This is a genomic window from Nocardioides sp. NBC_00368 (assembly GCF_036090055.1).
GTDB lineage: Bacteria > Actinomycetota > Actinomycetes > Propionibacteriales > Nocardioidaceae > Nocardioides.
The window spans coordinates 530,100-554,234 of record NZ_CP107970.1 but is presented as its reverse complement, the minus strand read 5'-3'; the positions used below and the strand labels follow the sequence as shown (position 1 = coordinate 554,234).

Genomic DNA, 24,135 nt, shown 5'->3' with positions numbered 1-24,135 from the left:
CCTAGGAAGCGAAGAAGGGCAGGGCGGACACTTCGGCTGCGAAGGTGGTGCAGAGGTCGTACTGGTCGGCACCGCAGTCGTTGAGCGCGGAAGCGATCTGCTCCATCACGTCATAGCTGAGCTCGGTCGCCGCGGTCGCGTCACCGTCGGTCACTAACGGAGCCTCGGCGATCGAGATGGCGAGCTCCGCGACCGTGCCGGTCAACGGCTCGACCACCATGGACGCGAGCTGCCCGATCAGCTCCTCCATCGCGAGGTCGGTGGCGATGTCGAGCGCCTTCTTCCGCACCGCGATGAGCGCGGCGTTGCCGGCCACGCTGAGGCCCGCGGTCACCACCGCGGTCGCGGCGGCCGCCGCGATCTGCGCGGCCGTGATCGTCAGCTCGGCGATCACCTTCACCTTCAGCGCGACGATCGCATCGGCAGCGACATCGATCCCGGACGCGACCCCGGGCAACGTGTCGAGCACCTGATCCATGTTGGACGTACGGTTCTCGGTCCACGCCCTGATCAGGGCATTCGTCGACTGAGCCTTGGCCCCGTCGCCGAGCTCGTTGACCCGGATCTCCAGCTCATCGAGGGTGCCGCGCAAGTCCGACTCCAGCCCACACAGCAGCTGCGCGGCATCACGGACCGCATCCTCATCGACGTTCGGCCACTCATAGCCGAGCAGGTCGAGTACGAAATCCAGCTCTCCCGGGATCGTCATCCCCACGTATCCGCGCTCCCACCTCATCTGGACATACTGGAGACAGCGACGGATCCGTTGACAGCCCGAGCACGTGTCACCGCGGAGCATGAGGTTAGTGGAGACGTAGGGGTGCGGGCAGCGCAATTCCGAGGTGTGTCGCTGATGGGCGTCTTCGTAGGCATCGTGATGATGTGCCCGAAGTTGGGCCAACGGCGTTTCCTTGGTGAGCCAGGGCCGAGATAGCGAGGCCGCGAGACTGTTGATCAGCTGTCGCCGCTCTAAACGATCTCCGGTGCCGAGCCGGTCTGCAAACGCTGTGGAGAGCATCGCGCCGGACAGGTCATCCATGACATCAGTCCGTCCGGGTCCGAGCGCCGAGTTCGCCTTCGAGCGTCGCGAGCACCTTGGTTCGGATGCTTCCGATGCGTTCTGCAGTGAGCGTGGTTTCGATGGGTTGCAGGCCGACGTGCAACGTCAGTGAGCGGTGCCCCTCTGGCACCCAGTCGGCGCCTCGGTATTCCCCGCCGTAGCCAACCTCGCGAACCAGGTTGTCGACGGCGGTCGTGACTCGGACCACCTGCTCCCAGGTGACGTCGTCGGCAGCGAGGACGGACAAGTCGAAGCCGGTCGCTGGGAGTTCCGGTACCGCCTCGTACTGGGTCTCCCGTGAGGGGTGCGCCTCCAGGGCCCCGAGGTCGATCTCGGCGTAGGCCACTTGTGTGTTCCCGATGCCTGCGTGTCTGCGCAGGCGCGGGGTGAGCAGGGCGAGGGTCCCGGCCGCCTGGTCACCGGCGTGGATCTCGAGCCGTGCCGACGGGTCGGCCCACGTTGCGTCGGTTTCAGCGTCGAAGGTGATGTCGACGATATGGCAGTGGCGACGCACGGTCTCGATGATGCCCTTGAGCCTGCGGAACAGATCGACCCCGTCAGGTCCGGCGAGGGCTACACCGAGCCGCTGCCTTTGTTCGGGCATGGCCTCGTACCTGCCCTGGTAGGGCTCCCAGAGTGTGGCGCTGAAGACGGTGCCGACCTCGAAGATCTCGACACTGGCCTGGTAGCGCAGGTTGGAGGCGAGTACCTCGAGTAGGTTGGGCAGCAAGGATGGGCGCAGCGAGTCCCGGTCGGGAGCCGTAGCGCCATCGAACAGCACCGTCTTGCTCTTGTCGTACCCGGTGGCGGCCAGGAGATGGTCGGCGGCCCAGGGGTAGGTGATGACCTCCTGCAACCCGGCGCGAAGGGCGAGCTGTTCGCGGATCTCGCGGTCGAGGCCACGCCGGTGCAGCGACCTGACCGGCTTGAGTGCCACCGAGGTCTCGGCGATAGCGAGCCGGTCGTAGCCGTAGATCCGCGCGACTTCCTCGACGATGTCGTGCCGCATCGAGACGTCCCCTGTGGAACGCCAGGTCGGGACGGTGACGTGGAATCGGTCGCCGACTTGGTCGGTGCCGAAGCCGAGCGCACGCAAGGTGGTGTGGACGGTGTCATCGCCCAAGTCCTCGCCGATCCGGTCGACCATGAACGCTCGGTCGATGTCAACGGTTGCTTGGCTGGTCGGCTCGACACAGGTGTCCTGGATCCCGGCGACCTCGACACCAGGAGCGACCTGCGGGAGGAGCTGCAGGAGCAGGCCGAGGGCCTGGTCGACGCGTTGGGTGTCGAGCCCTTTCTCGTATCGGGCGGAGGCGTTGGTACGCAGCCCGAGTCGCTGGCTGGCTCGGCGGACTGGCTGGGGGCGGAACGTTGCGGCTTCCAGTACGAAGCGGCGGCTGTCCTGACTGAGGGCACTGCCCTCGCCACCCATGACGCCGGCTGCCGCGACGACGTCATGGGCGTCGCGGATGACCGGGAACCCGGTGCCGATCTTGACCGATTCCGTGTTCAGCAGCGTCAGCTCACCTAGCTCGGTGGCGGTTGCCGCGGTAAGTGGGAGGGTGACCTTGTCCGCGTCGTAGACATGGGCGGGCTGCCCGGTCGTGAACATCACGTAGTTCGACAGGTCTACCAGCGGATGGACCAAGCTCTCCCCGATCCGGATGAGCCGTTCGCGGATCCACTCGGGAGTCTGATCGGTCTCCGCTGTGAAAGTCACTGCGGCGAACCGGGTGCACACCTCCGGGTCCGGCGATCCGACCAGGCCATCGGTGGGAGTCGGGTAGGTCGCCGCCGCGAGCGGGCGGAGTGGTAGGCCGTAGATCGCAGCGAGCTCGCGCGCGATGCCGTAATGGCCCCACAGGTCGGGGCGGTTGGTGAGTGACTTGTTGTCGATCTCGAGGATCGTGTCACGCTCGACAGCGGTGACTTCCTCGACTTCGACGGTCTTGAGGGTGAGCTGGTGGGCGAGTTCCTTCATGTCGACCTCGGCGGGGAGGTCGACGTAGTCGGAGAGCCATTCGAATGAGATCTTCATCGTCGCGTGTCCTCTCAGGCGAACTGGCGCAGGTAGCGGAGGTCGGCCGAGTGCATGAGTCGGACGTCGTCGATGCCGTAGCGCATCATGACGAGCCGGTCGAGGCCGACGTTGACGTAGAACCCGGTCCAGCGGTCCGGGTCGAGACCGCCGGCGCGGAGCACGTTGGGGTGGGGTACGCCGCCTGGCATGATCTCTAGCCAGCCGACCTGGTGGCAGGTGCGGCAACCTACACCGCCGCAAACCTGGCATTGCATGTCGATCTCGAAGCCGGGCTCGACGAAGGGGAAGAACCCGGTCCGCATCCGGGTGGTCACCGGGTGCCCGAAGGTGGTGTCCAAGATGGTGTCGACCAGCGCCTTCCCGGCGGTGATCGGGACCTTCTCATCGACCAGCAGCACCTCGTACTGGAAGAAAGCACGCTCGTGCCGCGCATCCGTGGTCTCGTTGCGATAAACCCGACCGGGATAGACGAACCGGAACGGTGGCTCGTGCTCACGCATGTACCGGACACTCGCACCGGTCAAGTGAGGACGCAGCGCAAGCCTCTCCCCCTCTGTACGGCCGTCCATCCCGGCGAGCCAGAAGGTGTCCATGCTCTCGCGGGCGGGGTGCTCGGGCGCGAAGTTGAGGTTGTCGAACTCATACAGCTCCGAGCTGATCTCTGGTCCGGTGTAGCGGTCGAAGTTGAGCGCGGCGAAGGCGTCATCGAGGTCGTACATGAGCTGGATGGTCGGGTGAAGACCACCGGTACCGGTGGGCAGCCCCGGCAGGGTGACATCCAGTGGAGTCGACAGCGCCGGCTCGGCATCTAGCAGTGCCTGCTCTCGCTCATCGATCGCAGCAGTGAGAGTCTGCTGCGCCTCGTGAAGAGCAGCGCCCACGGTGCGGCGGTCTTCGGCCGGAAGACCGCCGAGGCCCCGGCGCATAGCGAGAAGAGACCCGGACTTGCCTAGGAACTCACGGCGGGCGGTGTCGAGCTCGGCCACTGTCGTCGCCGAGGCGACTCGTTCGTGACCGGTCTCGCGGGTCTCGGAGATCTGCTGGAGCAATGCCGTGCTCATCGTCGTGTTCTCGAATCCGGGGAGCGCACTCCCCTGGTCTGTATCGCCGGCCAAGGGATGACAGAGATGGCCAAAGCGAGCTGCGGGCGTTCACAAACCCCCGGGACCGGCGGAGGACACGGCCACGCAGCGAGGAGAACCCTCAGATCAGCGCACGCAGCAGCCCCGACAGCCCGGGGCAGGTAAATCGAAGCGCGCGATCAGACACGGAAACATGCTCTCACGGCGTAGGCATGGGACTCAACGCACATACGGTCTGCGGCCTGACACCGCCAAGTCACTCTTCCCACTCCCCTGAGCCAGGGAGCCCTGACACAGCGAGCGGTCGGACAGGGCCCAGATGGGGAGAAGTCGCGCTCCTGCCGAGTGCACTCAGACACCTCGGCCATCGCGTTCGCAGTCCAGTCGCTGCAGACCGTCGAGAACAGCTTGCAGAAGCTCAATGGCTGGAGGGGAGACCGGTGGAACCGGCGCGCCGCGGTGGAGGTCACGCGGAGTCCGCTTCGGAAGGGATCCGTCGGCACCCGTGATCGACGTTGCTGACTGTGTCATGTCTACTCCTTGGTGTTCCGCCCCGGCTGGGGCATGCGAATCATGGGAAACCCGGCTCGGCGTGAAGCGTCTCGAAGAGCGGAGCAGCGGCGGCGGATGCGGCCAGGATCTGCTTGTCGCTGGTTCCACAGATGCGCAGGCAGGTCGTCGCGAGCCCGTCGGCGTCGTGCAGGTCGATGCGATCGCCGTTGCTACGCAGGTTGATGGTGCTGTCGACGACCTGGACAAGGATCTCGCCGAGCTTCTTACTGCCGAGCAGGTCGATGACAGGCGCGCGGGCGATACGGGTTCCGATACGACCGTAGGCTTCGGCCAACTCGCAGCGGTCGTTGCGAAACTCGGCGAATACCGGACTGTCGGTGACGTCGGGCAGCCGAGAGAGCAAGCCGATGTTGCGGGGTGCTGTCGCCAGTGTGGTGACGTCGACCAGGGCGAGGAGGTACAGCGCGGTCTCATAGGTTTCGGGTGGCACCATCGCCTCGATCTTGGCGATCTTGTCCACCGTTGGTCGGACCGAGCGATCCAGCAGCTCAGCGAGGATGTCGTCCTTGCCGGCGAAGTGGTAGTAGAGGGAGGCCTGACGGATCCCGACCGCATCGGCGATCTCGCGGGTCGAGGTGGCAGCAAAGCCACGCTCGACGAACAGCTTCGCAGCGGCATCGAGGATCTGATCGCGAGGCGGTGCACTGCCAGCGTACGGGACGAGCCGGGGTCGACCGCTCATCACATCCTCCCCAGGCGCGCCCGGCGGATGATCTCGACATCACCAAGGGTGAGGTCGCTGGGTCCCGGAGAGTCGGTCGTGGCGCCGTAGTCAGACAGACGGGCGACCTTGTTGTGCTCGAGGGTCGCGGCGCGGAACTCCTCCACGATCAGGTCCTCGGGGTCTCGCCCCTCGGCCACCTGGTTCGCCAGCGTCAGCCCGAGCGCGGTGCGAGCTCGGGCCGCAGACTCGACGCGCTCCCGGTCCAGAATCCGCGCGCCGGCGGTGTGGGTCGCCCACATCAGCGGGCCGCCAAGTGGGATCGGGCACAAGTGTGGGTTCTCGGAAAACTCATTGCTACCTCCGCGAAGGGAATGGTTCACGCGGTGCGTCTCACCACTTCACTAGCATTACTAGGTCGACTAGTGAAGTCAAGGAAATTGGGCCAACTATGCTAGGCAAGTTGTTGCTACGCTGGTGACGTGAGCCTCGACCCCGATGATTCGCGCCCGCCGTACCAGCAGATCGCCTCGCGTCTGCGGGCCGCGATCTTGACCCATGAGATCAGCGCCGGTGAGAAACTGCCGAGCCAGGCTGAACTGGCCGCGGAGTACGGCGTCGCAGGCATGACCGTTCAACGGGCGTTGAGCATCCTCAAAGAACAAGGGCTCATCGTCTCCCGGCAGGGCGCCGGATCCTTCGTCCGCCACCGCACCGAGCGCCCCGTAGGACTGCGCCCCCACATGGAGCAGGCATTCGAGCAAGCGGAGGTCACCATCGACTTCGTCGGCTATACCGCCGAGACACTGCACGGGGTGCTGGCCGAGCCGCTGGACAAGATCCGCGCCGGCCGGTTCACCCCGAAGTCGTTGCACATCAGGCTGCTGCTTTCCGACATGAGCAGACCCCTGTCCCTGCCAGTACTGGCCACCAACCGGCCTGAGGACTCCGCGGCGGTCCGTGACCGGATGGCTGCCATCAGTACGCGTCACGCCGGCGCCATCCACGAGGCCGTCCAGGAACTGGCCGACCTCGGCCTCGTCCCCGAGGTCACCATCGAGAGCCGAGTCCACGGGACCGCACCGCTGTTCAAATGCTTCATCATCAACAGCACCGACGTCTTCTTCGGCTACTACCCCGTCGTCGCACACCCCGTGCGCATCGACGGTGAGATGGTCGACATCCTCGACCCCATGGGCAAGGACGCAATCATGTTCCAACACACCGACGACGGCGACCCCGAGGCAGCAGACTCACAGTACGTATCCCAGACCCGTACCTGGTTCGAGAGCATCTGGAACACGATCGCGACCCCACAACCGTGACCACACCCAGGACCACGCCCACAGCGCTGCTCGCCCAGGCCGGTGCGCTCCTGCTCGACTTCGACGGCCCCCTAGCCGACCTCATGCCACCACCAGCCAACGCACTGGCCGCGGACGCGGCCCGAGCAGCCATCAACCACATCACGCTGCCACCCGAGGTGGCCACGACCACCGACCACCTCGCGGTCCTGCGCCACGTCATCGAGCACCACAGCCACCTCACCGCCGAGGTCGAGCACGCCTGCACACGCGCAGAGATGGAAGCGGCCCAACACTGCTCCCCCAGCGTCCACGCCGAGAACCTCTTCACCTACATCCGCCAACGCGATCTACCCGCCGCAGTCGTCAGCAACAACTCCGAAGAGGCCGTCCGGGTTTGCCTCGACCGCCACGACTGGACCACTCACGTGGCTGCGTTCTCATGCCGCGACGAACACAACTGTGCCGACATGAAGCCGAGCCCACTTCTCCTCGAGCAGGCGCTTCATGCCCTGGGGACCGAGCCGAGCAGAGCCGTGTTCATCGGCGACTCGATCAGCGACGTCCAAGCGGCCACCGCGGCCGGCGTACGCATCCTGGGCCTCGCGAAGAACCCCCGACGAGGCCAAGAACTCGTCGATGCCGGCGCCGCCGCAATCGCGAGCCTGGCCGAAACCTTCGACCTCTAGTCAGCCGCCCATTCCTACCTGGCCAGGATGTCGAAATACTCCTCGAACCGCTCCGTCAGTGCGTCGAGCACAACTTCGCCCTTTTTCGCCGTGGCCAGGGATGGGCTGCCGATGATCCCGCTGGTGGTGTAGGCCTCGGGACTGTGCGTTCAACGGTGTAACTCCTGTGACAGGAGTTACACCGTTGGGCGGGCTCTGTCGCACTTTCGGTGCTGTGGTCGAATAGTTGCCGTCGACCTGTTTTGATGGGCCGTGCTTGATGGAATGGGGCTGGCCAGGATCGTGTTCTCCGGCCTAGCGGCGTTGGTGATCCACGATGTCGTCGACGTGGGTTCCGCGATCCGGGTCCATGCGAGGACGCGTGCGGGGGAAGTCGGGTGCCCGGCCTGTGGCGTGCTGACGCGGCGGGTGCACTCCTACCATCTGCGGACTGTGGCCGACGTCCCGGTCGACGGCCGCGAGGTGATCGTCAAGGTCCGGGTCCGTCGGCTCCGGTGTCTCGAAGAGCAGTGCGTCCTAGGCTCGTTTCGTGAACAGGTTCCTGACCTGCTCGAACGTCACCAGCGGCGCACGATCCGGCTGAACGCCCAGGTCGCCGCGACCGTACGTGAACTTGCTGGCAGAGCCTCGGCGCGGGTGTTGCCGGTGCTCGGAGTCGTTCTGTCACGGTGGACCGCGCTGCGGGCGCTGATGCGGATCCCGCTCCCCGCCATGGACGTTCCCCGGGTCCTCGGGATCGACGACTTCGCGCTGCGACGCTCGCACGAGTACGCCACGATCCTTATCGATGCCGAAACCGGCCGCCGAATCGATGTCATCCCCACGAGACTGTCCCAGCCAGTCCAGGACTGGCTCACCGCTCACCCCGGTGCCGAGATCGTGTGCCGCGACGGCTCTGGCGCCTACAGCGACGCCATCACCCAGGCGCTACCCGCGGCAATCCAGGTCAGCGACCGGTGGCACCTGTGGCACGGGCTCGGGGAAGCGATCCGTAAGGAGGTCGCCGGCCACGCGACCTGCTGGACCCCCGCTGTCGGGCTGGCGACCGGGCTCCAAGACGGGCCGCGCGCCGCCACGACCCGGGACCGGTGGCAGCAGGTCCACGGCCTCCTCGACGCCGGCGTCGGGCTCCTGGACTGCTCCCGCAGGCTCGGCCTGGCACTCAACACCGTGAAGCGGTATGCCCGGGTTGAACAGCCCGAACAGCTCCGCCGTGCTCACCAATACCGGCCCACCTTGGTCGATCCGTACCGCGACCACCTCCGTGCCCGCCGTGCCGAGCAGCCCGGGATCCCGCTCACCCACCTCCTGGCCGAGATCCGCGAACTCGGCTACCAGGGCTCTTCGAACCTGCTGGTGCGCTACATCAACCAGGGCCGCCTCGACGGCGACCGGTCACACCTCTCACCCCGCAAAGCAGCCCGGCTCCTCCTCACCAACCCAGCCAACCTCAGCGACGTTCAGCAGAAGACCGTCGCGCAGTTGAGCGGCGCGTGTGCTGAGATGACCGCTCTGACCAGCCTGATCACCAGCTTCGCTGCACTCCTGACCCCCTGCGACGCCAACGACACCCAGCTCGATGCCTGGATCACCGCAGTGAGGGAGGCCGATCTGCCGAGCGTGCACTCGTTCAGCCGCGGGCTCGACCTCGACCGCGCCGCGGTCGACGCTGGGCTCACCCTCCCGCACCACAACGGCCGCACCGAGGGCGTCAACAACAAGATCAAGCTCCTCAAGCGCCAGATGTACGGCCGAGCCGGGTTCGACCTCCTCCGCCACCGCATCCTGCTCAACTAACGAGACGGACCGAAGGGCAGCACCGAAAGTGCGACAGAGCCGTTGGGCGTACAGTCCCCGTTGTCCTCCTCCAGCGAAGCCAAAACGCCAAGTTCGCCCAGGGCATGTGGGACATCCCCGTTGGCAAGAGCGACCCTGGCAAGCCGATCACCCAGACCACCGTCCGCGAGCTCTACGAGGAAACCGGCCTCACAGTGAAGCCCGAATGGCTCAAGGTCGCCCACATCATCCACAGCGCCTGGGGAGCCGAAGCCGCAGACTCGCGCAGTATGTGACGTTGATGGTCCGGACGTGTCCACACCTGTCCGTCAGTTTGCACGGCGACTCCTGACGGCTTTAGCGGCGGACCAAAGCTTATGAAATCCTAGCGATACATCTGACCGTCGCAGGAGGGCCTGGCACTCAGACTCCCTCCGGGTCGGCGCAGATCTCGCACGCTTCGAGGTGGCGCTCATCGAGCAGGTCCGCTGCATTGACTAGATCGCGGGCCAAGCGGCGAACCGCCACGGCGATCGTCCGGGACGGCGCTTCATAGACGACCTCTGCCGCCTCGTTGTTCTCGTCACGCTCGATCACGACGACGCTTACCAGGTGGCCCTCGGGACCGCCTCCGCTCGACGCCGAGATCCGGATGCCGTCATGTTCCAGCTCCAAGGGCTCTCCTCTGCGCCGCCTGCCCTTGCGCTGTGCGTCACCGTGCATCTGACGTAGTCCTCGTAGTGCTCGAACCTGTCGCGAAGGTCCTTGAGCGCGGGGTGTTCCTCGCTGAAGCGCTGGACGATCTCGCTGTCCTTGCCGACTGCCAACTCGGTCCCGCGGACGACGTTGCGCACCACGTCAACGAGCACCATCGTCATCGCGTCGCGGCGGCCGATCTCCGTCGCGGGCGACTCGGGCATGGAGATGGACTCGATGGTCTCGTACGTCTCGGATGAGGCGGCGGCCCACATGTGGGCCCACCTGACCAGGCGTCGGTCGACGCTCTGAGGGGGCTGCTCTGCCATGGCGGAATCATGGCGTCGCCGACCGCGGCGTTCGGCACGTCGCAGACGGCATCACGGGTTAGGGTCGGCGAGGGGGTCCTGGTGGAAGGTCGAGGGCGGCGGGCAGGCTGCCCCGGAGCGGGGGAAGAGCTACGTCCCCGACGGGCTGTTGCTGCTCTAGGTCATCGACCGTACGGTGGGCGCGATTACCCAGTCGAAGGAGAAGCCTGATGCGCCATGACCGCCGACGCTGCCCGTCAACGGCGCGAATACAGAACGGATGATGGGGTTGCACTGATTCGGCGACCAAGCTGGACCTGCGCCGATAACCTGACGACGATGGGCACCTCCGGATCGAGCGCAGCCGGTCCGGAGACGGACCCGCCGCCGTCGCGCCTCGATTGCGCCGCGAACCCGAACTTCACGGATAACGGTCGAAGAGGACGCTACGGGGCGGCTTACCTTCGCTCGCTCGCTGCCCATGCAGGCATCGGCTGTACAGAGAACTCCGCCGACGAGGACGTCGACGCGATCGACGTCACGCTGAAGTTCGGTCGCGCGAGCGCAGAAGTGCAAGTGAAGTGCAAGAGCACCTTCAAGGTCGGCAACGGGACTGCGACACTCCCGCTCAAACCCGAGTGGGTTGCGAAATGGTCCAGCAGTCTTCACCCGGTCTACGTCGTCCTCGTCAAGGTCCCACCCGACGTACACGACTGGATCGAAGGTAAGGCTACGAGCACTCTCCACCGGACAGTGGCTTTCGGCAAGCGCTTCGACACAGAACGACACACCGCGTCGATGAGGTTCACCAAGGCCGACCAGCTCACGAGTGAGACGCTGTACGACTGGCGCGACGAGACCTACGACTTCCACGAGAACCATTCGGGAGGTGCACGATGACCGAAAACCTGGCCGATGACGTGTCGGCACTTCTCAGCGCCCGCGGCTGGTCGATAACCCGTGACAACCCGAACGGTGCGAGCCTGTGGTCGCTGGACGGTCGTGCGGAGATGTATCTGCCGCGCTTCATCACACGCGGATCCTTCGAGTGGAGTGACATCACCGAACGGGTTGCAACTGCACACGGTGAGCGCGCATCGGTCATATTGCGTGAAGTCGAGATGGTTCGTTTCGACGTAACCCGATTCCGCGTCAACGACGACGCGCCCGATGGCCCGACGGTCCCCCTTGAGGCGGCGGCTACCGTTGTCGGGTCGGCCTTCGGCATGCTGCGGGCAGCCGCGACAGCGGCACGCCGACCCCGACAGTCGATCGGCAGTAACTACTCGAAACTCGGCGACGAGATCGTGCGTGAAGCCCGACTCGGGCACACCGAGACCGGCTCGTTCATCTTCCCGGTGATGCTCAGGTTGAGTGATCCAGTGCCGGAACGCGAGACGCCGCTGCCGCACGCGACCGTCGAGTCCGTGCGGCCCGAGTCTTCGGAGCGACGAGTCACGCGCACCCTGGCCCAGGCGATGTCTGCCTTCGACAAGCACGTCCTTCAGCCGGCTCACGATCCCCAGATGAAGGACCTGACACCCGTCGTCGTTGCCGGCGGGACGAAGGAAATGTTCGCCCAGCTGAGCCGCTCGATCGCTGAACCCGGTGTGGCCTGGCTGGAGACGGGCTTCAACTGGGCACCCATCGAATCCGCGTCATCGGGTATCCCACGCGCCGTAACCGTGCCGGCGGACGCGGATGCTCGCGAGATCCTCACCCGCACTGTACGGCTGCTCTCGACGCCGAAGAGCGAGCCGCTACGCGTGATCACCGGCCCGATCATCCACATCAGCCATGTGCCCGGTGAGCCGCTTGGCGAGATCGCGATCCAGACGCCGAGCCCGAGCGGTTCTAGATTCGGGCGAGTCGAGGTCGTCGTGCGTGAGGAGCAGCTCTCCGAGATCCACCACTGGATGGACTCGGGTACGACCGTCGTCGTGCACGGTACAGTCGAGCGCCGTCCAGGGCGACCCATACGCCTCAAAGGGGTTTCTACCCCACAGCCCCTGAGCGACACGTTCGACGACGTCGAGTGAGCAGACGGCCCGTGGTTGATGCCGCCGCGGAGTCGCGACGCGCAAGCACCAGCCATCTCAGACCTCAGAGGCTCGCCGTCAACTGCTGCAGGGTCACGATGAACTTTCCCGGGGTGACGCGGGTGTCCGGCTTGCCGCGAACCTGACGCCCGCTGCCCGCAAGTCGGGCGCTGACCTCGATCGAGCGCTTGTCGACCTGCGTACAACAGACCTGGACCTCTTTCTGCGCACCATGCCGCGCTCCAAAGACGCAGTACAGATGTCCGTCATGCGTCACGCGGTGCCAGTCCCTGCTGCCCTGGACTGCGCCCGCCAAGGCATTGCCGAAGTCGGTAGCACTCGCATGACGCTGCGCGGGGTCGCCGTTCAGTGATTTCCGCACCACCGCGCCGACCGCTCGAGACACGTGCGGAGCGATGTTGCGGAGCTCTCGGGTCGAGCCCGCCAGGATCTGATCGCGCTGATCCTGCCTCGAGGCTCGATGGCCGATCGGGTATTCGCCGCTCAGGAGATAAAACGCTGTCGCCGCGAGCGAGTAGACGTCGGTCGCCGGCGAGCATTTGCCGCCTTCGTGGATCACCTCGGGGGCCACCGTGCAGTAGGTCCCGTTGGGCGGCGCTGTTCCATCGTCAGCGAGGAGGTGGCAGAAGCCCAGGTCGCCCAAGACTGCGTCGACGCCTTCGATCAGGACGTTGCCCGGCTTGACGTCCCGGTGAATCATCCCGGCCCGGTGGATGCGGTCAAGCCCCGAGGCAATCTGTTGCACCAGGTGAGCCGCCCTCGACGCAGCAATGCCGTACGGCTGGGCGAGCCCTTCCAGGTCGCCTCCGCTCATGATGGGAGTGACGATGAACCGGATGTCGCTGTTGATCACGACATCGGCGTTCACCACGCGAAGCAGGAACCTCGACTTGAGCTGCTCGAGCCGTTGAGCCTCTTGCCAGGGGCCCGCCGCGCCCTCCTCCAACGGGTTGAGCAACTTCACCGCGACGCGGGAGTCGAGGTGTCGGTCGTGCGCCTCGTAGACCGAGCCGTCAGCCCCGCCGCCGAGGCTGCCAGCCAGCTCGTAGCGGTCGTTGATGGTAGTTCCGGGGGGAAACTCCGACAGATCCACAAGTAGAAGGCTAAGGTTTCGCGCATGCGCGCGCTGGGAATCTCTGTAGACCCTGCGGCCGGAAGCCCGAAGGTCCACGTCGCGACCATAGAAGCGCGGCCGTCCAGCCCGCGCTCCGTCGAGGCATTCACCATCAAGACGACGGAGACGGAGCCCGGCGCACAGGCAGTCAGCCTCGCTCGGCTGCTCCAAGGACGGCTCCCTGGGCTGTCATTCGACGCCGCCGCGATCAAGACGGCAGGCGCGTCGCCCGTCGCGCGCCGAAACCGCGCGACGTTCCAGCGAGCTCACGCCGAGGGCGCTCTCCTGTTCGTGCTGCACGAGGTCTCCGACGTTCGCGTTGAGGCCAAGGACGCCCAAGGACTCGCGACACTCGCCGGTAAGAAGAAGGCCGACCTAGAATCGGCCGCAGATGCCGCCGCAGAAGGGCTATCGCGCAAGTACCGAGACGCGGTCTACGCCGCCCTGGCTCTGCTGCCCTAGCGAGGCCTGCTTGAGCTCGACGCGGACATGGTCGAGCTCGGGGACACTAATCTCACCAGCGGATTCGACCAGCGGGTTCAGCACGATCCCGACCAGCGGTGACTCGTTGCCACGATCCCGCAGACGTCGAGCAGCGCGAGCGAGCAGGGTTCCGCTCGCATGGTTCACGTCGAAGACAATCGACGGGCCGCTGCTGTCCCCGTGCATTGTCGGGGCAAGCATCATCGCGGCCCCGAGCACCCGTTCCGCTTGGGGACTGGCGGCTACGACACCGAAGCCCTCGTATACGGAGGCCGCCCGCACGAGAGACTCAGCACAGCGCCGCAGATGGTCGGCAGCGTCGTTCTCGCGGACGACCGCTGAGCCGCGGTTCATGATGCTCACCAGGTCCACAACAGATCTCCTCTCCGCCCTTCTCGCCACGATGCCAGATCGAACGAGAGTATCGCGTCACCCATTGCGTGTCCTCGAAGTGGCGACATTCGTCCAGTCGTTCACCGGTGCAGCCGCCGCGGCCCCCCGTTTCCCAACACACCCGTCGAGGGCGCAGACTCAAGCACCGACATGTGAGGGCATGGCGCGATCATTCGCCTCGGGACGTCGATGTGATGAGCCGGAGGTGAACCCTCTTCCCGCTCACATTGACATCAGCAGGTGTCCAGAATGTCCACCCCGCCCCGCAGTAGAGTGCTCGACAACCTCAGCGTTTCGGCAAACCAGCAGGTGGGCGCTGACACTTGGGGCAGAAGTAGGAGAAGCGGTTCATGAATGCGATGCGTCGCATCGGAGCACCGCACCGGTCGCACGGCTGTCCCTCTCACGTCCGTACGCCGCGAGCGAGCGCTCGAAGTAGCCCAACGGCTTCCTCACAGTCGTCTTCGTTGCAGACCAGTGGGCCGGCGAGCCCGAGAACCGCGAACCACGCAAATACGCCCAAGTGCGCTGGGTCAGCACCGACTTCATTCCGACCCAGTTCGTCGACACCACCGCCAGCGCCCTTCATCAGTACCTCACCGAAGGCACAGAGGTGTCCCTCGACGGAGGGTGAGGACCGCGCGCGGCCGTCCGGTGACCCGCGCGCAAGCTCGCCGGAGCAGCACTCAACCACGAACGGGTCTCAATCCAGTCTGTCGCTGATCGCCAACACCGTCGCCCAAGAGCTCGAGATCTCATCGCGCACGGGCCCACGGCTCCAGCCGACGACAACTCGTCGGTAGCTCGTGGGTAGAAAGCGCGATTCGCAGACGCCAACCAATCACGGTTCGACAGGTCCCCTCACTGCCCTCCTTCTCCATCCGTCCTGTGATCGCTGTCGGATGCGTCACGGCGTTGCCGCGACGGTCCACGAGGATCCACGACGATGAGCCGGCCCCATGAGAGCATCTCGTGCATGAGCCTCGAGGTTGGCGACCAGCGTGGGGCACGCTGGGTGAAGCTGCTTCAGCTCCTCGAGATGGATCTGACCTACGATCGCGAGGAACGCCCCTGGTGGAGCACCGCCACCATCCACGGCAACACCGGCCGTACCGCGCTCGCCGTCGTTGACGTCGCCAACCTTGGTGACACCGACCAGGAGTCAGTGCTCACAGATCTGTTTGAACATGCCACCGACTCGTCCTGGGACGGCGACATCTGGATAGTCGCTGCCGGACGGCTCCTCCTGCCCGGACTCGACCCCGGATGGGGCCCGGAATTCCGGGCATCGGGGTGGATCGGCCAGTACCACGGGGACCATCTGGGAGAGGAAGGTTGGGCCCCTGCACCAGCGCCCTGGGCATACTGCACCTCATGTGGGGGTACTGGCGTCTTTCACCCCGAGCAGACATTCCTCTGCACGCCAAACGGCTGCTACGACGCCGGGGCGAACTTCGAGCCGGCCGATCTCGACCAGCTGCGCAGGTCATGGGAAGAAGCCGCGTTCGGACCGCTGCGTTGACGCCGTCCTATTGGGGAACAAGATCGGCGGCAGGGTTGACCTGCGCTGACCCGAGACCACAGGCCGGTCGGTCATACGGCGAGGTTCGGGCCAAGGCTAAGGAGTGTCGTGCTTTCCAACGCTCTGTCGATGTCGTCCAGGCCCTCAGGGATCGATACGAAACCGAAGCGACGACGTCAGTCCCGAACCCATCCGTGCTCGGGAACCGCGGCAACCTGGTCGTACCCCTCCCAGAGCCTTCCGCCGGCAGCATCCAGCACCTCCTCGGCAACCTGCTCAAGTGCCTCCGTCTCGCCAGCCATGGCGTGTTGAAGGGACTCATGAAGTTTCAACGCCCAGTTGGAGCCCGAGGCTTGATCGAGCGAGAGAAGCTCTCGCGCCAGCCACTTTCCCCCTCCTGTCCAGTGCCCGTTGATCGCAAGGACGAGGTCGCCGGCGCGTCGCCATGCTTCGACGGCGATGGCGGTGCAGACCGGTCCGGGCACTGCGCCGCGAAGGTCGTCGACAAGATCACTCAAGGCGTAGCGAGCTCCGGCGAGCGCATCCTGGGACAGGAGGCCCGGGCCTGCGGCAAGCACCTGCTCGCAGAGCTTCCGCACCGCCTCTCCCCCGTCGCCTTCCAGGAGCTCGACTCCTTTGGCGACCAGCCTTGCCATCGAGGGCTTGCGCTGTGTGATGTCCTTTGCGACGAAGTGCCGGATGCTCGCCTCGGAGTGGACGAATAGTTCCACCGGCCAACCTGCGAACCTCAGCGACTCGCGATGCACGGCCGCGCTCTCGTCCAGGACCGTGATGTCCAGATCCGAGGTGGTCGTGGCCTGTCCGAGGACCACGGACCCTCCAAGCCACCCTTGCTTCGCGAAGGGAAACCGCTCAACGACCAAGTGGCGGGCGACCTCAATCGGCTGTCTGCGTGTCATGGCCTCAGCGTGGCGGCATCTCTCCTGCAGTCACAACAGGTTTCCGCCTGAGGAATCCACGCGGGTAGGCCGGGCCGGTACTGCCGGGTCCGATGGGCATCCGGGGGTGGATTCCGAGTCATTGGGATCCTGCGTCGGTCATTCGTCATTCGTTGAGGAGGAGGACTGCGTCCCACCCTGTCGCGGGCGGGAGGCCGGTGGTCGCGACGCGCTCGGCGAGCGCGGTGCCGGTGCTGCCAGTGAGGAATCCGGGCTCCTCTGGCAGTGTGGTGCTGTGGTAGCCGGCGAGAAGGCGTGGAAGCGTGTCGCGTAGGGCGGGTGCGTGGTGGCCTGCCCGCCAGGCAGTGTGGAGGACGCCTGCCCAGCCGTGGCACAGCGACGCGTCCTCGAGGAGGGCGAGCTGGTCTTCGTCGGACAGGCAGGAGAGGAGCGCGGTCCCGGCGGTGTGCTGGAGCTCTTGGTCTTCGAGAGCGATGCCGGCCATCTGTAGGGCGCGGGCGATGCCGGGGGTGCCTTCGCACCAGGAGGGTCGGGGACGCTCGCGGTAGCGGGAGACCCCGAGCGTGTGCTCTCGGAGCGTGACCGTGCCGGGCCACCACGGGTGGGGGTCGTCTTGGCGGTGCAGGTCGATCCAGGCGCACAGGCGTCGCATCGCCTTGGCGTGGTCGGCGACGACGATCCCGCGTCGCATGGCCAGTGCGAGCAGGGTCAGTGGTCCCGCGATGCCGTGGGCCATGCCGAGGTTGCCGTGGCCGTCGCGCCACGCCGGGTCGGGACCGGTCGGGCCATCGGTTGCCCACCAGCCCGGTCTGCCGTTGCTGCGGGTCCGGGTCAGATCCACGAGGTAGGTGAGGACCGCGTGCAGCAACTGCAGGTTCTGGCCGCGGTGGAGCAGGTAGACACCCAGGCCGGTCAGCCCGCTGATCAGGTCGAACTCGCTCTTGTGTGGCGGGTCGCCTCGCTGCTGGCGTTGGGCCGCCGCCTCCAGGCGGCGCTTGGTCAGGGTGGCGATCTGGGTGTCGAGGGAAGTCAGGATTCCTGACTCGCCGGTGACACTGAGCGCGAGGGCTACCGCCGGCGCACCCTCGAAGAGGCTGACGTCATCGGGGTGGACCATGACGGGCTCGGACAGCATCCGAGCTACCCACGGGCGTGGACTCTCCTCACGTTCGGCCGCGAGCAGCACGAGCCCAGGGATGCCCTCGGCGAGGGACTGAAGTCTCATCGGAATCCTTCTCGTCTTCCTTCTTAGGTTCCGTCGCGTATTGCCCAAGAGCCGTGTGAGCGATCACCGATTCGGCGGTGTCGAGGGCGTCGGCGACCACGGCGAGGTGCTCGGCGGTCATGGTTCGGTGGCCGAGACCGCAATCAGCGACGAGTTCGGTGAGGCGGGCGATCTGTTGAGGGCTCGCGATGCTGAGGCAGCCGGGGTGGGCTAGGAGGTCGCGTGCCGCGTAGCCGTCGTTGGCGGCGTGGCGAATCAGGGGCATCGCAATCTGTTCGGCGTTGGGGTGGTCGGGGCCGAGTGCGTCGACCAGGGTGAGGCCCAGTCGCGTGTGGAAGACGGTCAGGCCGGCCTTGATGGACCCGAGGGCATGGTGGGCCGCTAGCGCAGGGGCCACTTGTTCGGCTGGGTCGGCGTCGGCCAGGGGCAGGTGGAGGTGCAGGGCGGCGGTGACCGCGTTCTCCCATGGCTCGCCCGGATGGGTTGCGTTGAGCATGGTGCGCGCCTGCTGGTAGCGGCCTGCAGTGGCGTGGGCGATGATCGTGACTTGCCTGCCATCGAGCATGCGTTCGCCGACGCCGTTGTGTTGGTCGAGGCGGATGCTGGCTTCGTCCCATCTACCGGCAGCGGCGAAGGCGTGGGCGCCGGTGCCGAGCAGGACACTCCAGAGCCAGGTTCGCGCCTTGGCGTGACTGTCGGGCGTCCTGGTCAGGCGGGCGGCGGGGATGGTGAGGCCGTCGATGGTCGTGTCGGTTCGGGTGTCGATTGCCTGGAAAAGGGTCTCCAGGAGGGTCCACGCAGCGGAGCCCTCGCCTGCGCGGATGTGGAGCCTGGCGAGGTTGACGACGGGCTCAAGCGCGTACCGTGGGTCGTGGTCGTGCTCAATGGCTGTGATGGCGAGCCTGTGGCACCAGGTTCGGGCCAGCGCGGGCATGCCGCAGTCGGAGGCCAGGAGCGCGGCGAGATTGAACACCGCTGTCGCCAGGGACGCGTCGCGGCGCTCGCGTGCTTCGGTGGCGAGCTCGTGGAGTCCGCTGACGCGCTGGGGCAGGGGAAGGCAGGTGGGCCGGGGCCGGGCAACCAGTGGGAATCTGCTGGCTGCGGCCGGGGTCATGAGTCACCCCGCGGTGTGGAAGGACAGGCCGTGGGGTCAGGGCCGAAGACGACGGTCTTGGCTGCGGTCGCGAGGGCGGCCTGGTAGGCACCGGGGATGCTTCGCCGGTTCCACGCGAAGATCACGTGGTGGGCGAGGGTGGCTCGCAGGCCGCGGTGCAACCGCCCGCGCTGGTTGAGCTCTCGGAGCGCTTGTCCGGCGTGGGTGTAGGCGTCGAACTGTTCGTGGCAGCCGGCCAGCGGTGCGTCCTTGCGGGTGAGGTCGGCTGGGTCGACGGTAAGAAGCCTGTGGGTGGGCTGTTGGAGCGACTCGGCGAGGGCAAGAGCGGGCGGGTCTCGGTGGTCGGCGACGCAGGCCCACACATCGCCTTGCTCGTACCAGTCGAGCCCTGCGGCTCGCATCATTGTTGCGCAGAGCATGATCGAGACTTCGCGGTCGCGTGTGGCTGTGGCGGCGCTGCGGGTGAGCAGGTGGCGGCTGTCGTGGTGCCAGAGCTGATGGGCGGTATCCATGGCTTGAGGTCCGCCGAAGGCGTGGACCTCGGGCTCGTAGATGCCGGCGACGGCGCGGTGGAGAACGTCGTCGTGGACCAGCTGGTCCAGCCGGGTGGTCATGTGGCGTTTGGTGGGACTGTCGGTGGGCGTGTCGGCGGTGGGTAGGTAGCGCAGCCTCCAGTCGCCTTTGCGTACGTAGAACCAGCAGGTGATGAGACCGCGGGTCTCAGCCTCGGTAAGGATCGGCGCGAGATGGTCCATGGCTATCTGTACGGCGGTGTCCGGGTTGCCGAAGGTGATGGTGGCTTGACGCCATTGAGGTGTTGTCATCTGTGCCTCCGATCTCAGGAGAGGGCCAGGAATGCGTCCCAGCCGGTGGCCGGGTTGCCGGTGAGAGCGGTGTGGAGGGCGAGCGCTGCTCCGGCGGTTCCGTCCATCAGTTCCGGGGTGCCGTCGGAGTCGGTGTCGAGCTGCCGGGCGAGGTCGGCGGCCAGGACAGGCAGTTGGGTCTTGAGCTGGGACGATCGGTGTGGGTCGGTGCTGTCGTTGGCCATTCGGCAAGCAGCTTGGAGGAGTCCGGCTTTGCCGTGGCACAGGCCGATCTCGGGCAGCCGTTCCCGTTGTGAGGTGATGGCGGCGAGCATCGCGTCTTCTGCTCGGTGCTGGCGGGTGGTGTCGTGGAGAGCGAGGCCGGCGAGTTGCTGGGCGCGAGCAGTGCCTGCGGTGCCGTAGCACCAAGATGGCCGGCCCGATTTGGGTTCAGCGTCGGGGACGACGTAGCCGGGCCACCAGGTTCCGGTCGGGTCCTCTTGGCGGTGGCGGTCGGTCCAGGCGCAGAGAGTATCGAGGGCCTGGCGGGGTGCGGGGCTGTCCTGGCCGTGGAGGATGGCGTAGGCGAGTAGCGCGATGACCGCGCTGATGCCGTGGGCCACTCCGAGGTTGCCGTGTCCGTGCGGGAAGTCAGGATGGGCGGTGCCACCGAGCCCGGAGTGCAGCCACCACGGCGGCCGGGCCTCGCCTTGGCCCAAGGGTTCGGTAATGCGGGCGAGGTAGGTCACCAGCTCGTGGTTGACGGGGTGGTCGGGGTGGGTGTGCAGGTGGTAGAACGCGAGCCCGGTGAGGCCGTGCACTAGGTCGAACTCGTACATGGTCAGCGGTTCGTGGCGATCGATGCGAGCGTGTGCGGCTGCCAGTCGTTGCCGGGTGAGGGTGGTGGTGGCCTCGTTGAGGCTGGCCCGGGCTCGGCGGTATCCGCCGAGGGCGTCGGCGGTGTGCAGCATGAAGGCCAAGGCTGGGGCGCCGTGGAAGGGGTCGGAGTTGCGCCCGATGCTGATCGGCTCGCTGGCCGCGGCGCGTATCCAGTCGTGGGCTGTTGCCTCCTCGCCGTGTCCTGCGACTGCGCGCTCGATGTGCAGCAGGGCGATGCCAGCCGCGCCGCCGGCCACTGACTGCGGTTGGGTCCGCCCGTCTGGTGACGGACCGACGATGGACGGACTCGCGAGCCTCGCACAGGCGGCGGTGAGCGTGTCCAGGGGACCGGGCGTGAGACCCGGGGTGAGCGCTGGCGTGATTGATGGGGAGGTCATCGGGTGCTCCTTGTCGTCCAGCTGAGCGCTGCGGCACGGGCGAGGTGCAGGCAGGCACGTTCGCTGTCGAGGTCGAGCCCGGCGACGCGGGCATGGTGCAGGTGCAGCAGGTCGGGCAGCAGATCGGCAGGCGCAGTGGTGCTGAGGGTGGGTAGCCGGTCGCGCCATGCGACGACAGCGTGGCGGCGTTCGGCCCACTGCTCCCGCACGGCATCGCCGCCGGGCATCGAGACGAGCGCGGTGGGGTCGTGCGGGTTGGCCAGGCGGATGGCTTGGTCATAGACCGACCGCGCGGGCGCCGACCGGTCCGTTCGGGTGCGCGAGATCAGCCAGCGAAACCCCTCGTGCGCGTTGCCGATCACCGCAGTGACGAGGTCCACCATGCTCGCCGCGATCAATGCCTGCCGGTCCACCGTCGGATGTCTCCGGGTGAGGCCAAGCTCGGCGAGCGCGGCCCCGGAATCTGCGGCGAACACTGTCGTCGTGGCCTGGTAGGCGGCGAGGCTCCCGAAGCGGCCGGGTTCGGGAAAGTCGGTGTCCCACTGGACTCGGCGCGTCAGGTCCGCGTCTGCGACCTGCTGCGTCCATCCGGTGATGACATCGGTGGGCAGGCCGGTGATGCGTAGCCTCAGGTGCGGGTCGGGGTCGGCGTGGCGTAGGAACCACCAGCGGCCGGTACCTGGGAGCTGAGACAGTAACCGGGGCAGGTGGCTGGTCAAGATCGCGGTTTGCTCGTTGAGCCGGGCGTAGATCTTCAGGTAGTCGAGGTCGCGGCCGGGCAGAGAGCCGTGGGTGCAGACCTCGACCGGGGAGTTGCTGAGGCGTGGCGCCGCCGGCCTCGGGGTAGTGGCGCTCAGCGGGACCACGATCTCGTGTGGGCGCCCACCGATCCAACCGTCGCTGTCGGGGATGACGCGCAGCACGGCGTTGGGCTCACGGGTTAAGTGGTCGCGAAGCAGCGCCCGGTGGGCGGGCTCGAGCAGGTCGAGGCGGATGGTTTGGTCGCCAACGCCGAGCCAGACCGCGGCAGGACACCCAGTGGCCTGCCGCCAGGCTGTGAGCGCCTGTTCCCACAGGTCCGATGTTGCCTGTCGGTCTGGAAGCTCGGCTGCGGCCAGGTGCCAGCGGGCGGGACTGAGCAAGGTGCGGCCGTATCGAAGAGCTGGCAGGAACGGTAGGCCCGTGGCCGCCGGCCCCCACTCCACTGGTTGGCATCCTGTGCTCAGGGCGAGAGGTGCTTCGGCTAGGAAGCGGGTCAGCGGATGCGCGTGCCGGACTTGTTCGACGGCGTTGACCGCGACCGGCTGCAGGGCACGCTTGCGCGAGATCGAGACCAGGTAGAGGCGGTGGGCGTCGGCGGTGACCGCGATGTCGTCCAAGTCGATCGTGGCCTGTGATGGATGGTGGAACTCCCCGATCGGGATCAAGTGCGGCAGCACCTGGGCAGCGCGGTTGACATCCAAGCTGACGGTGTAGCGAGTCACCGCACTCAGTTGCGCTGACAGTGCTCCGTCGCTGCTCGGCGGCATGTCGGCCGCGCTGGAGGCCATCCGGTCTCGCACGTCGTCGCCGAACAGGTCGAGGAACCGTCCCGCGGTCGAGAAGGCTCGGGCTGCGGCCCGCACGACCGAGAGTTGGAAGTCGCCATCCTCGATGGCGTGAAGCGAATCGGCGTGGACGCGCACGGTGAGTTCGGCGGTCGGTGAAGCCTCGGCGGTGGCGGTGCCGGCTACCTGCTCCAACAAGGCGTCATCCACGACGACCTCGTGTTCGCCGCGTAGCGCAGCCCGTTGTGCCAGTGCGAGAAGCCTCCGATCCCGATCGACAAGTACGGCGGAATCCTCAGCAGACTCAGCGGTGGGCTCACCAACGGATCCCTTCGGGTACCCAAGGCCGACCTGCGCGTCGACGGCATCCACGACGGGGACGAGAGCATAGAGGCCGTACCGCTCCAAGAAACGGGCGTGCCAGTCTCGCCACTGCCGCGACGGCGGGCGGGCGAGACGCGTCAACGCGGCAGCGGCCCGGCACACCTCAGCCGTCACGGACCTCGGCACCACGAGCTCGCAATCCAGTGCCAGATCGACCCCGACCGCGGTTGCCGGACCGATCATGGCGGCAGCTCGGACGAGGTCCTCGCGGTGCGCGGCGGCCGTCACAGCGTCGGGGGCGTTGTCGTGCCGCGCCTTCAACTGACGCAGGGTGCGCAACTGCCCAAAACCCTCCCCCGGGTTACCGCCCGAGGTCGCGATGCTCTCGAGCTCGTCCACGAGGTGTGCGAGCGGATCGGTCTGCGTCGACGGCGGGCGCAGGCTGGTCAGCAGTAGCCCCTCGGTCACCATCTGGCTGACAAGCCGCTCGGCAGCTTCTGGCGGCGCGCCACGCTCGGCAGCCAGCTTGCCGCAAAGATCCGCCCAGCTGATCGGCTCGGCCGCCAAGTCGAGCGCCGCACGGAGGGTGCTGTTCGCCTTGATGCGCAGATGGGTCGGCGCACCCTGGGGATCGCTCTTGGCGGCACGGTTGGCCAATATGACCTCTCCCGCCCGTTGCACGAGCAGGTTGTTCACGCAAACCAGCAGGTGAGGCCGGAGTCGCGGGTCGGACTCGAGGCGGTCGGTGACCTCGGCCAACCACGCCGCCTGGAGACGGGCGACTGGTCGGTGGTCAGACCCCCAACCGACGGTGCCGGTGCGGTTCGCTGTGGCCGGTGCGACGCCTGCGAATAGTCCAAACGGGGTGGCGCGGCTGGTGGCTCGCAGCAGGTATCGCATGACCGCGAGCACGACCCGGCGGACCTCGGATTGGGTCAGGGTGCCGTTCTCCGCGGCGTTCACGCGCTGCGCGAGGCTCGGCGAGGCGTGGGCCATGGCGGCCGCGAATCCGGGGATTGCCAGTGTCTCCTGAAGCCACTGCTGCCAACCGGGCTCTGTGTCGTGGCCGCTCAGGTCGGGCCAGCGGCCGAGGTCATCGGGGTGAAGCACCGATGCCCGGAGCATCAGGGCGTTGTTCACGCTGCGGTACACACAGACCTCCC

The 24,135-nt window shown here is 66.7% G+C and carries 23 protein-coding genes and 1 pseudogene; 8 read left to right on the top strand and 16 right to left on the bottom strand.

The features are described from left to right. Position 1: 1 nt before the first annotated feature. From OG984_RS02625 to OG984_RS02605, 5 genes are all read right to left on the bottom strand, one after another. Complete coding sequence (locus OG984_RS02625; protein ID WP_328530096.1) at positions 2-1,039, bottom strand: WXG100-like domain-containing protein; 1,038 nt, start codon at positions 1,037-1,039, stop codon at positions 2-4. 4 nt (positions 1,040-1,043) lie between these two features. Continuing rightward, positions 1,044-3,098: a phenylalanine--tRNA ligase subunit beta gene (locus OG984_RS02620; RefSeq protein ID WP_328530095.1), complete on the bottom strand. Its 2,055-nt coding sequence runs from the start codon at positions 3,096-3,098 to the stop codon at positions 1,044-1,046. Between the two features lie 14 nt (positions 3,099-3,112). Further along, positions 3,113-4,162, bottom strand: a complete 1,050-nt coding sequence (locus OG984_RS02615; RefSeq protein WP_328530094.1) for a phenylalanine--tRNA ligase subunit alpha — start codon at positions 4,160-4,162, stop codon at positions 3,113-3,115. Positions 4,163-4,754: 592 nt separating this feature from the next. After that, a complete protein-coding gene (locus tag OG984_RS02610) occupies positions 4,755-5,438 on the bottom strand; it encodes a TetR/AcrR family transcriptional regulator (protein WP_328530093.1) in 684 nt (227 codons plus the stop codon). Continuing rightward, positions 5,438-5,719, bottom strand: a complete 282-nt coding sequence (locus OG984_RS02605) for a hypothetical protein (protein WP_328530092.1) — start codon at positions 5,717-5,719, stop codon at positions 5,438-5,440. The genes OG984_RS02610 and OG984_RS02605 overlap by 1 nt, the downstream gene beginning before the upstream one ends. A gap of 180 nt (positions 5,720-5,899) precedes the next feature. On the opposite strand from OG984_RS02605, the gene OG984_RS02600 reads away from it, so the two are divergent. The 4 genes and pseudogenes from OG984_RS02600 to OG984_RS02585 all read left to right on the top strand — a co-directional run. Then, positions 5,900-6,742: a GntR family transcriptional regulator gene (locus tag OG984_RS02600; RefSeq protein WP_328530091.1), complete on the top strand. Its 843-nt coding sequence runs from the start codon at positions 5,900-5,902 to the stop codon at positions 6,740-6,742. Beyond that, positions 6,739-7,410 (top strand): HAD family hydrolase, encoded by a 672-nt coding sequence (locus OG984_RS02595; protein WP_328530090.1) that lies wholly within the window; start codon positions 6,739-6,741, stop codon positions 7,408-7,410. Before OG984_RS02600 ends, OG984_RS02595 begins: the two co-directional genes overlap by 4 nt. Before the next feature lie 252 nt (positions 7,411-7,662). Then, complete coding sequence (locus OG984_RS02590; RefSeq protein ID WP_442940947.1) at positions 7,663-9,207, top strand: ISL3 family transposase; 1,545 nt, start codon at positions 7,663-7,665, stop codon at positions 9,205-9,207. Between the two features lie 71 nt (positions 9,208-9,278). Then, positions 9,279-9,482 (top strand): annotated as a pseudogene (locus tag OG984_RS02585) (NUDIX domain-containing protein); the annotation flags it as partial. A 127-nt stretch (positions 9,483-9,609) separates the two neighbouring features. On the opposite strand, the gene OG984_RS02580 reads toward OG984_RS02585, so the two are convergent. Continuing rightward, positions 9,610-9,783 (bottom strand): hypothetical protein, encoded by a 174-nt coding sequence (locus OG984_RS02580; protein ID WP_292649141.1) that lies wholly within the window; start codon positions 9,781-9,783, stop codon positions 9,610-9,612. 8 nt (positions 9,784-9,791) lie between these two features. Next, entirely contained in the window at positions 9,792-10,211 is a 420-nt protein-coding gene (locus OG984_RS02575; RefSeq protein WP_292649144.1) for a hypothetical protein, read from the bottom strand. A 216-nt stretch (positions 10,212-10,427) separates the two neighbouring features. On the opposite strand from OG984_RS02575, the gene OG984_RS02570 reads away from it, so the two are divergent. Both OG984_RS02570 and OG984_RS02565 read left to right on the top strand, forming a co-directional pair. Beyond that, a complete protein-coding gene (locus OG984_RS02570; protein WP_292649147.1) occupies positions 10,428-11,090 on the top strand; it encodes a DUF4365 domain-containing protein in 663 nt (220 codons plus the stop codon). Beyond that, the gene (locus OG984_RS02565; protein WP_292649149.1) at positions 11,087-12,229 is read left to right on the top strand and encodes an OB-fold nucleic acid binding domain-containing protein; all 1,143 of its coding nucleotides are present in this window, start codon (positions 11,087-11,089) and stop codon (positions 12,227-12,229) included. Before OG984_RS02570 ends, OG984_RS02565 begins: the two co-directional genes overlap by 4 nt. Positions 12,230-12,293: 64 nt before the next feature. Here the strand turns inward: OG984_RS02565 and OG984_RS02560 are convergent, their stop codons facing one another. After that, positions 12,294-13,343 carry a serine/threonine-protein kinase gene (locus OG984_RS02560; RefSeq protein WP_292649152.1) on the bottom strand — a complete coding sequence of 350 codons (1,050 nt, stop codon included), beginning with the start codon at positions 13,341-13,343 and terminating at the stop codon, positions 12,294-12,296. Between the two features lie 24 nt (positions 13,344-13,367). Here OG984_RS02560 and OG984_RS02555 point away from each other — a divergent pair, with 24 nt between their 5' ends. Next, on the top strand, positions 13,368-13,826 hold the full coding sequence (locus tag OG984_RS02555) for a hypothetical protein (protein WP_292649155.1): 459 nt from the start codon (positions 13,368-13,370) through the stop codon (positions 13,824-13,826). Here the strand turns inward: OG984_RS02555 and OG984_RS02550 are convergent. Next, positions 13,773-14,219 (bottom strand): hypothetical protein, encoded by a 447-nt coding sequence (locus tag OG984_RS02550; protein WP_292649158.1) that lies wholly within the window; start codon positions 14,217-14,219, stop codon positions 13,773-13,775. The two genes, OG984_RS02555 and OG984_RS02550, sit on opposite strands and share 54 nt — an antisense overlap. Positions 14,220-14,526: 307 nt before the next feature. After that, a complete protein-coding gene (locus tag OG984_RS29475) occupies positions 14,527-14,610 on the bottom strand; it encodes a hypothetical protein (protein WP_442940998.1) in 84 nt (27 codons plus the stop codon). A 606-nt stretch (positions 14,611-15,216) separates the two neighbouring features. On the opposite strand from OG984_RS29475, the gene OG984_RS02540 reads away from it, so the two are divergent. Continuing rightward, entirely contained in the window at positions 15,217-15,762 is a 546-nt protein-coding gene (locus OG984_RS02540; RefSeq protein ID WP_292649160.1) for a hypothetical protein, read from the top strand. A 176-nt stretch (positions 15,763-15,938) separates the two neighbouring features. On the opposite strand, the gene OG984_RS02535 is transcribed toward OG984_RS02540, so the two are convergent. The 6 genes from OG984_RS02535 to OG984_RS02510 all read right to left on the bottom strand — a co-directional run bounded on the left by OG984_RS02535 (position 15,939) and on the right by OG984_RS02510 (position 24,124). Further along, positions 15,939-16,682 carry a nucleotidyltransferase domain-containing protein gene (locus OG984_RS02535; RefSeq protein WP_328530089.1) on the bottom strand — a complete coding sequence of 248 codons (744 nt, stop codon included), beginning with the start codon at positions 16,680-16,682 and terminating at the stop codon, positions 15,939-15,941. A gap of 145 nt (positions 16,683-16,827) precedes the next feature. Beyond that, entirely contained in the window at positions 16,828-17,907 is a 1,080-nt protein-coding gene (locus OG984_RS02530) for a lanthionine synthetase C family protein (RefSeq protein ID WP_292649165.1), read from the bottom strand. Beyond that, on the bottom strand, positions 17,846-19,021 hold the full coding sequence (locus OG984_RS02525) for a hypothetical protein (protein WP_292649168.1): 1,176 nt from the start codon (positions 19,019-19,021) through the stop codon (positions 17,846-17,848). Before OG984_RS02525 ends, OG984_RS02530 begins: the two co-directional genes overlap by 62 nt. Next, entirely contained in the window at positions 19,018-19,845 is an 828-nt protein-coding gene (locus tag OG984_RS02520) for a thiopeptide-type bacteriocin biosynthesis protein (protein ID WP_292649170.1), read from the bottom strand. The genes OG984_RS02525 and OG984_RS02520 overlap by 4 nt, the downstream gene beginning before the upstream one ends. 14 nt (positions 19,846-19,859) lie before the next feature. Continuing rightward, positions 19,860-21,101, bottom strand: coding sequence for a lanthionine synthetase C family protein (locus OG984_RS02515; RefSeq protein ID WP_292649172.1), 1,242 nt, complete (start codon positions 21,099-21,101; stop codon positions 19,860-19,862). Continuing rightward, positions 21,098-24,124, bottom strand: coding sequence for a lantibiotic dehydratase (locus OG984_RS02510; RefSeq protein WP_328530088.1), 3,027 nt, complete (start codon positions 24,122-24,124; stop codon positions 21,098-21,100). The genes OG984_RS02515 and OG984_RS02510 overlap by 4 nt, the downstream gene beginning before the upstream one ends. Positions 24,125-24,135 lie beyond the last annotated feature (11 nt).

What these genes read in the sequence shown, in the direction of transcription:
- OG984_RS02625 (WP_328530096.1), bottom strand. Translation starts at nt 1,039, where the DNA reads ATGGATGACCTGTCCGGCGCGATGCTCTCCACAGCGTTTGCAGACCGG.
- OG984_RS02620 (WP_328530095.1), bottom strand. Translation starts at nt 3,098, where the DNA reads ATGAAGATCTCATTCGAATGGCTCTCCGACTACGTCGACCTCCCCGCC.
- OG984_RS02615 (WP_328530094.1), bottom strand. Translation starts at nt 4,162, where the DNA reads ATGAGCACGGCATTGCTCCAGCAGATCTCCGAGACCCGCGAGACCGGT.
- OG984_RS02610 (WP_328530093.1), bottom strand. Translation starts at nt 5,438, where the DNA reads ATGAGCGGTCGACCCCGGCTCGTCCCGTACGCTGGCAGTGCACCGCCT.
- OG984_RS02605 (WP_328530092.1), bottom strand. Translation starts at nt 5,719, where the DNA reads ATGTGGGCGACCCACACCGCCGGCGCGCGGATTCTGGACCGGGAGCGC.
- OG984_RS02575 (WP_292649144.1), bottom strand. Translation starts at nt 10,211, where the DNA reads ATGGCAGAGCAGCCCCCTCAGAGCGTCGACCGACGCCTGGTCAGGTGG.
- OG984_RS02570 (WP_292649147.1), top strand. Translation starts at nt 10,428, where the DNA reads ATGACCGCCGACGCTGCCCGTCAACGGCGCGAATACAGAACGGATGAT.
- OG984_RS02565 (WP_292649149.1), top strand. Translation starts at nt 11,087, where the DNA reads ATGACCGAAAACCTGGCCGATGACGTGTCGGCACTTCTCAGCGCCCGC.
- OG984_RS02555 (WP_292649155.1), top strand. Translation starts at nt 13,368, where the DNA reads ATGCGCGCGCTGGGAATCTCTGTAGACCCTGCGGCCGGAAGCCCGAAG.
- OG984_RS29475 (WP_442940998.1), bottom strand. Translation starts at nt 14,610, where the DNA reads ATGCGACGCATCGCATTCATGAACCGCTTCTCCTACTTCTGCCCCAAG.
- OG984_RS02540 (WP_292649160.1), top strand. Translation starts at nt 15,217, where the DNA reads ATGAGCCTCGAGGTTGGCGACCAGCGTGGGGCACGCTGGGTGAAGCTG.
- OG984_RS02535 (WP_328530089.1), bottom strand. Translation starts at nt 16,682, where the DNA reads ATGACACGCAGACAGCCGATTGAGGTCGCCCGCCACTTGGTCGTTGAG.
- OG984_RS02530 (WP_292649165.1), bottom strand. Translation starts at nt 17,907, where the DNA reads ATGAGACTTCAGTCCCTCGCCGAGGGCATCCCTGGGCTCGTGCTGCTC.
- OG984_RS02525 (WP_292649168.1), bottom strand. Translation starts at nt 19,021, where the DNA reads ATGACCCCGGCCGCAGCCAGCAGATTCCCACTGGTTGCCCGGCCCCGG.
- OG984_RS02520 (WP_292649170.1), bottom strand. Translation starts at nt 19,845, where the DNA reads ATGACAACACCTCAATGGCGTCAAGCCACCATCACCTTCGGCAACCCG.
- OG984_RS02515 (WP_292649172.1), bottom strand. Translation starts at nt 21,101, where the DNA reads ATGACCTCCCCATCAATCACGCCAGCGCTCACCCCGGGTCTCACGCCC.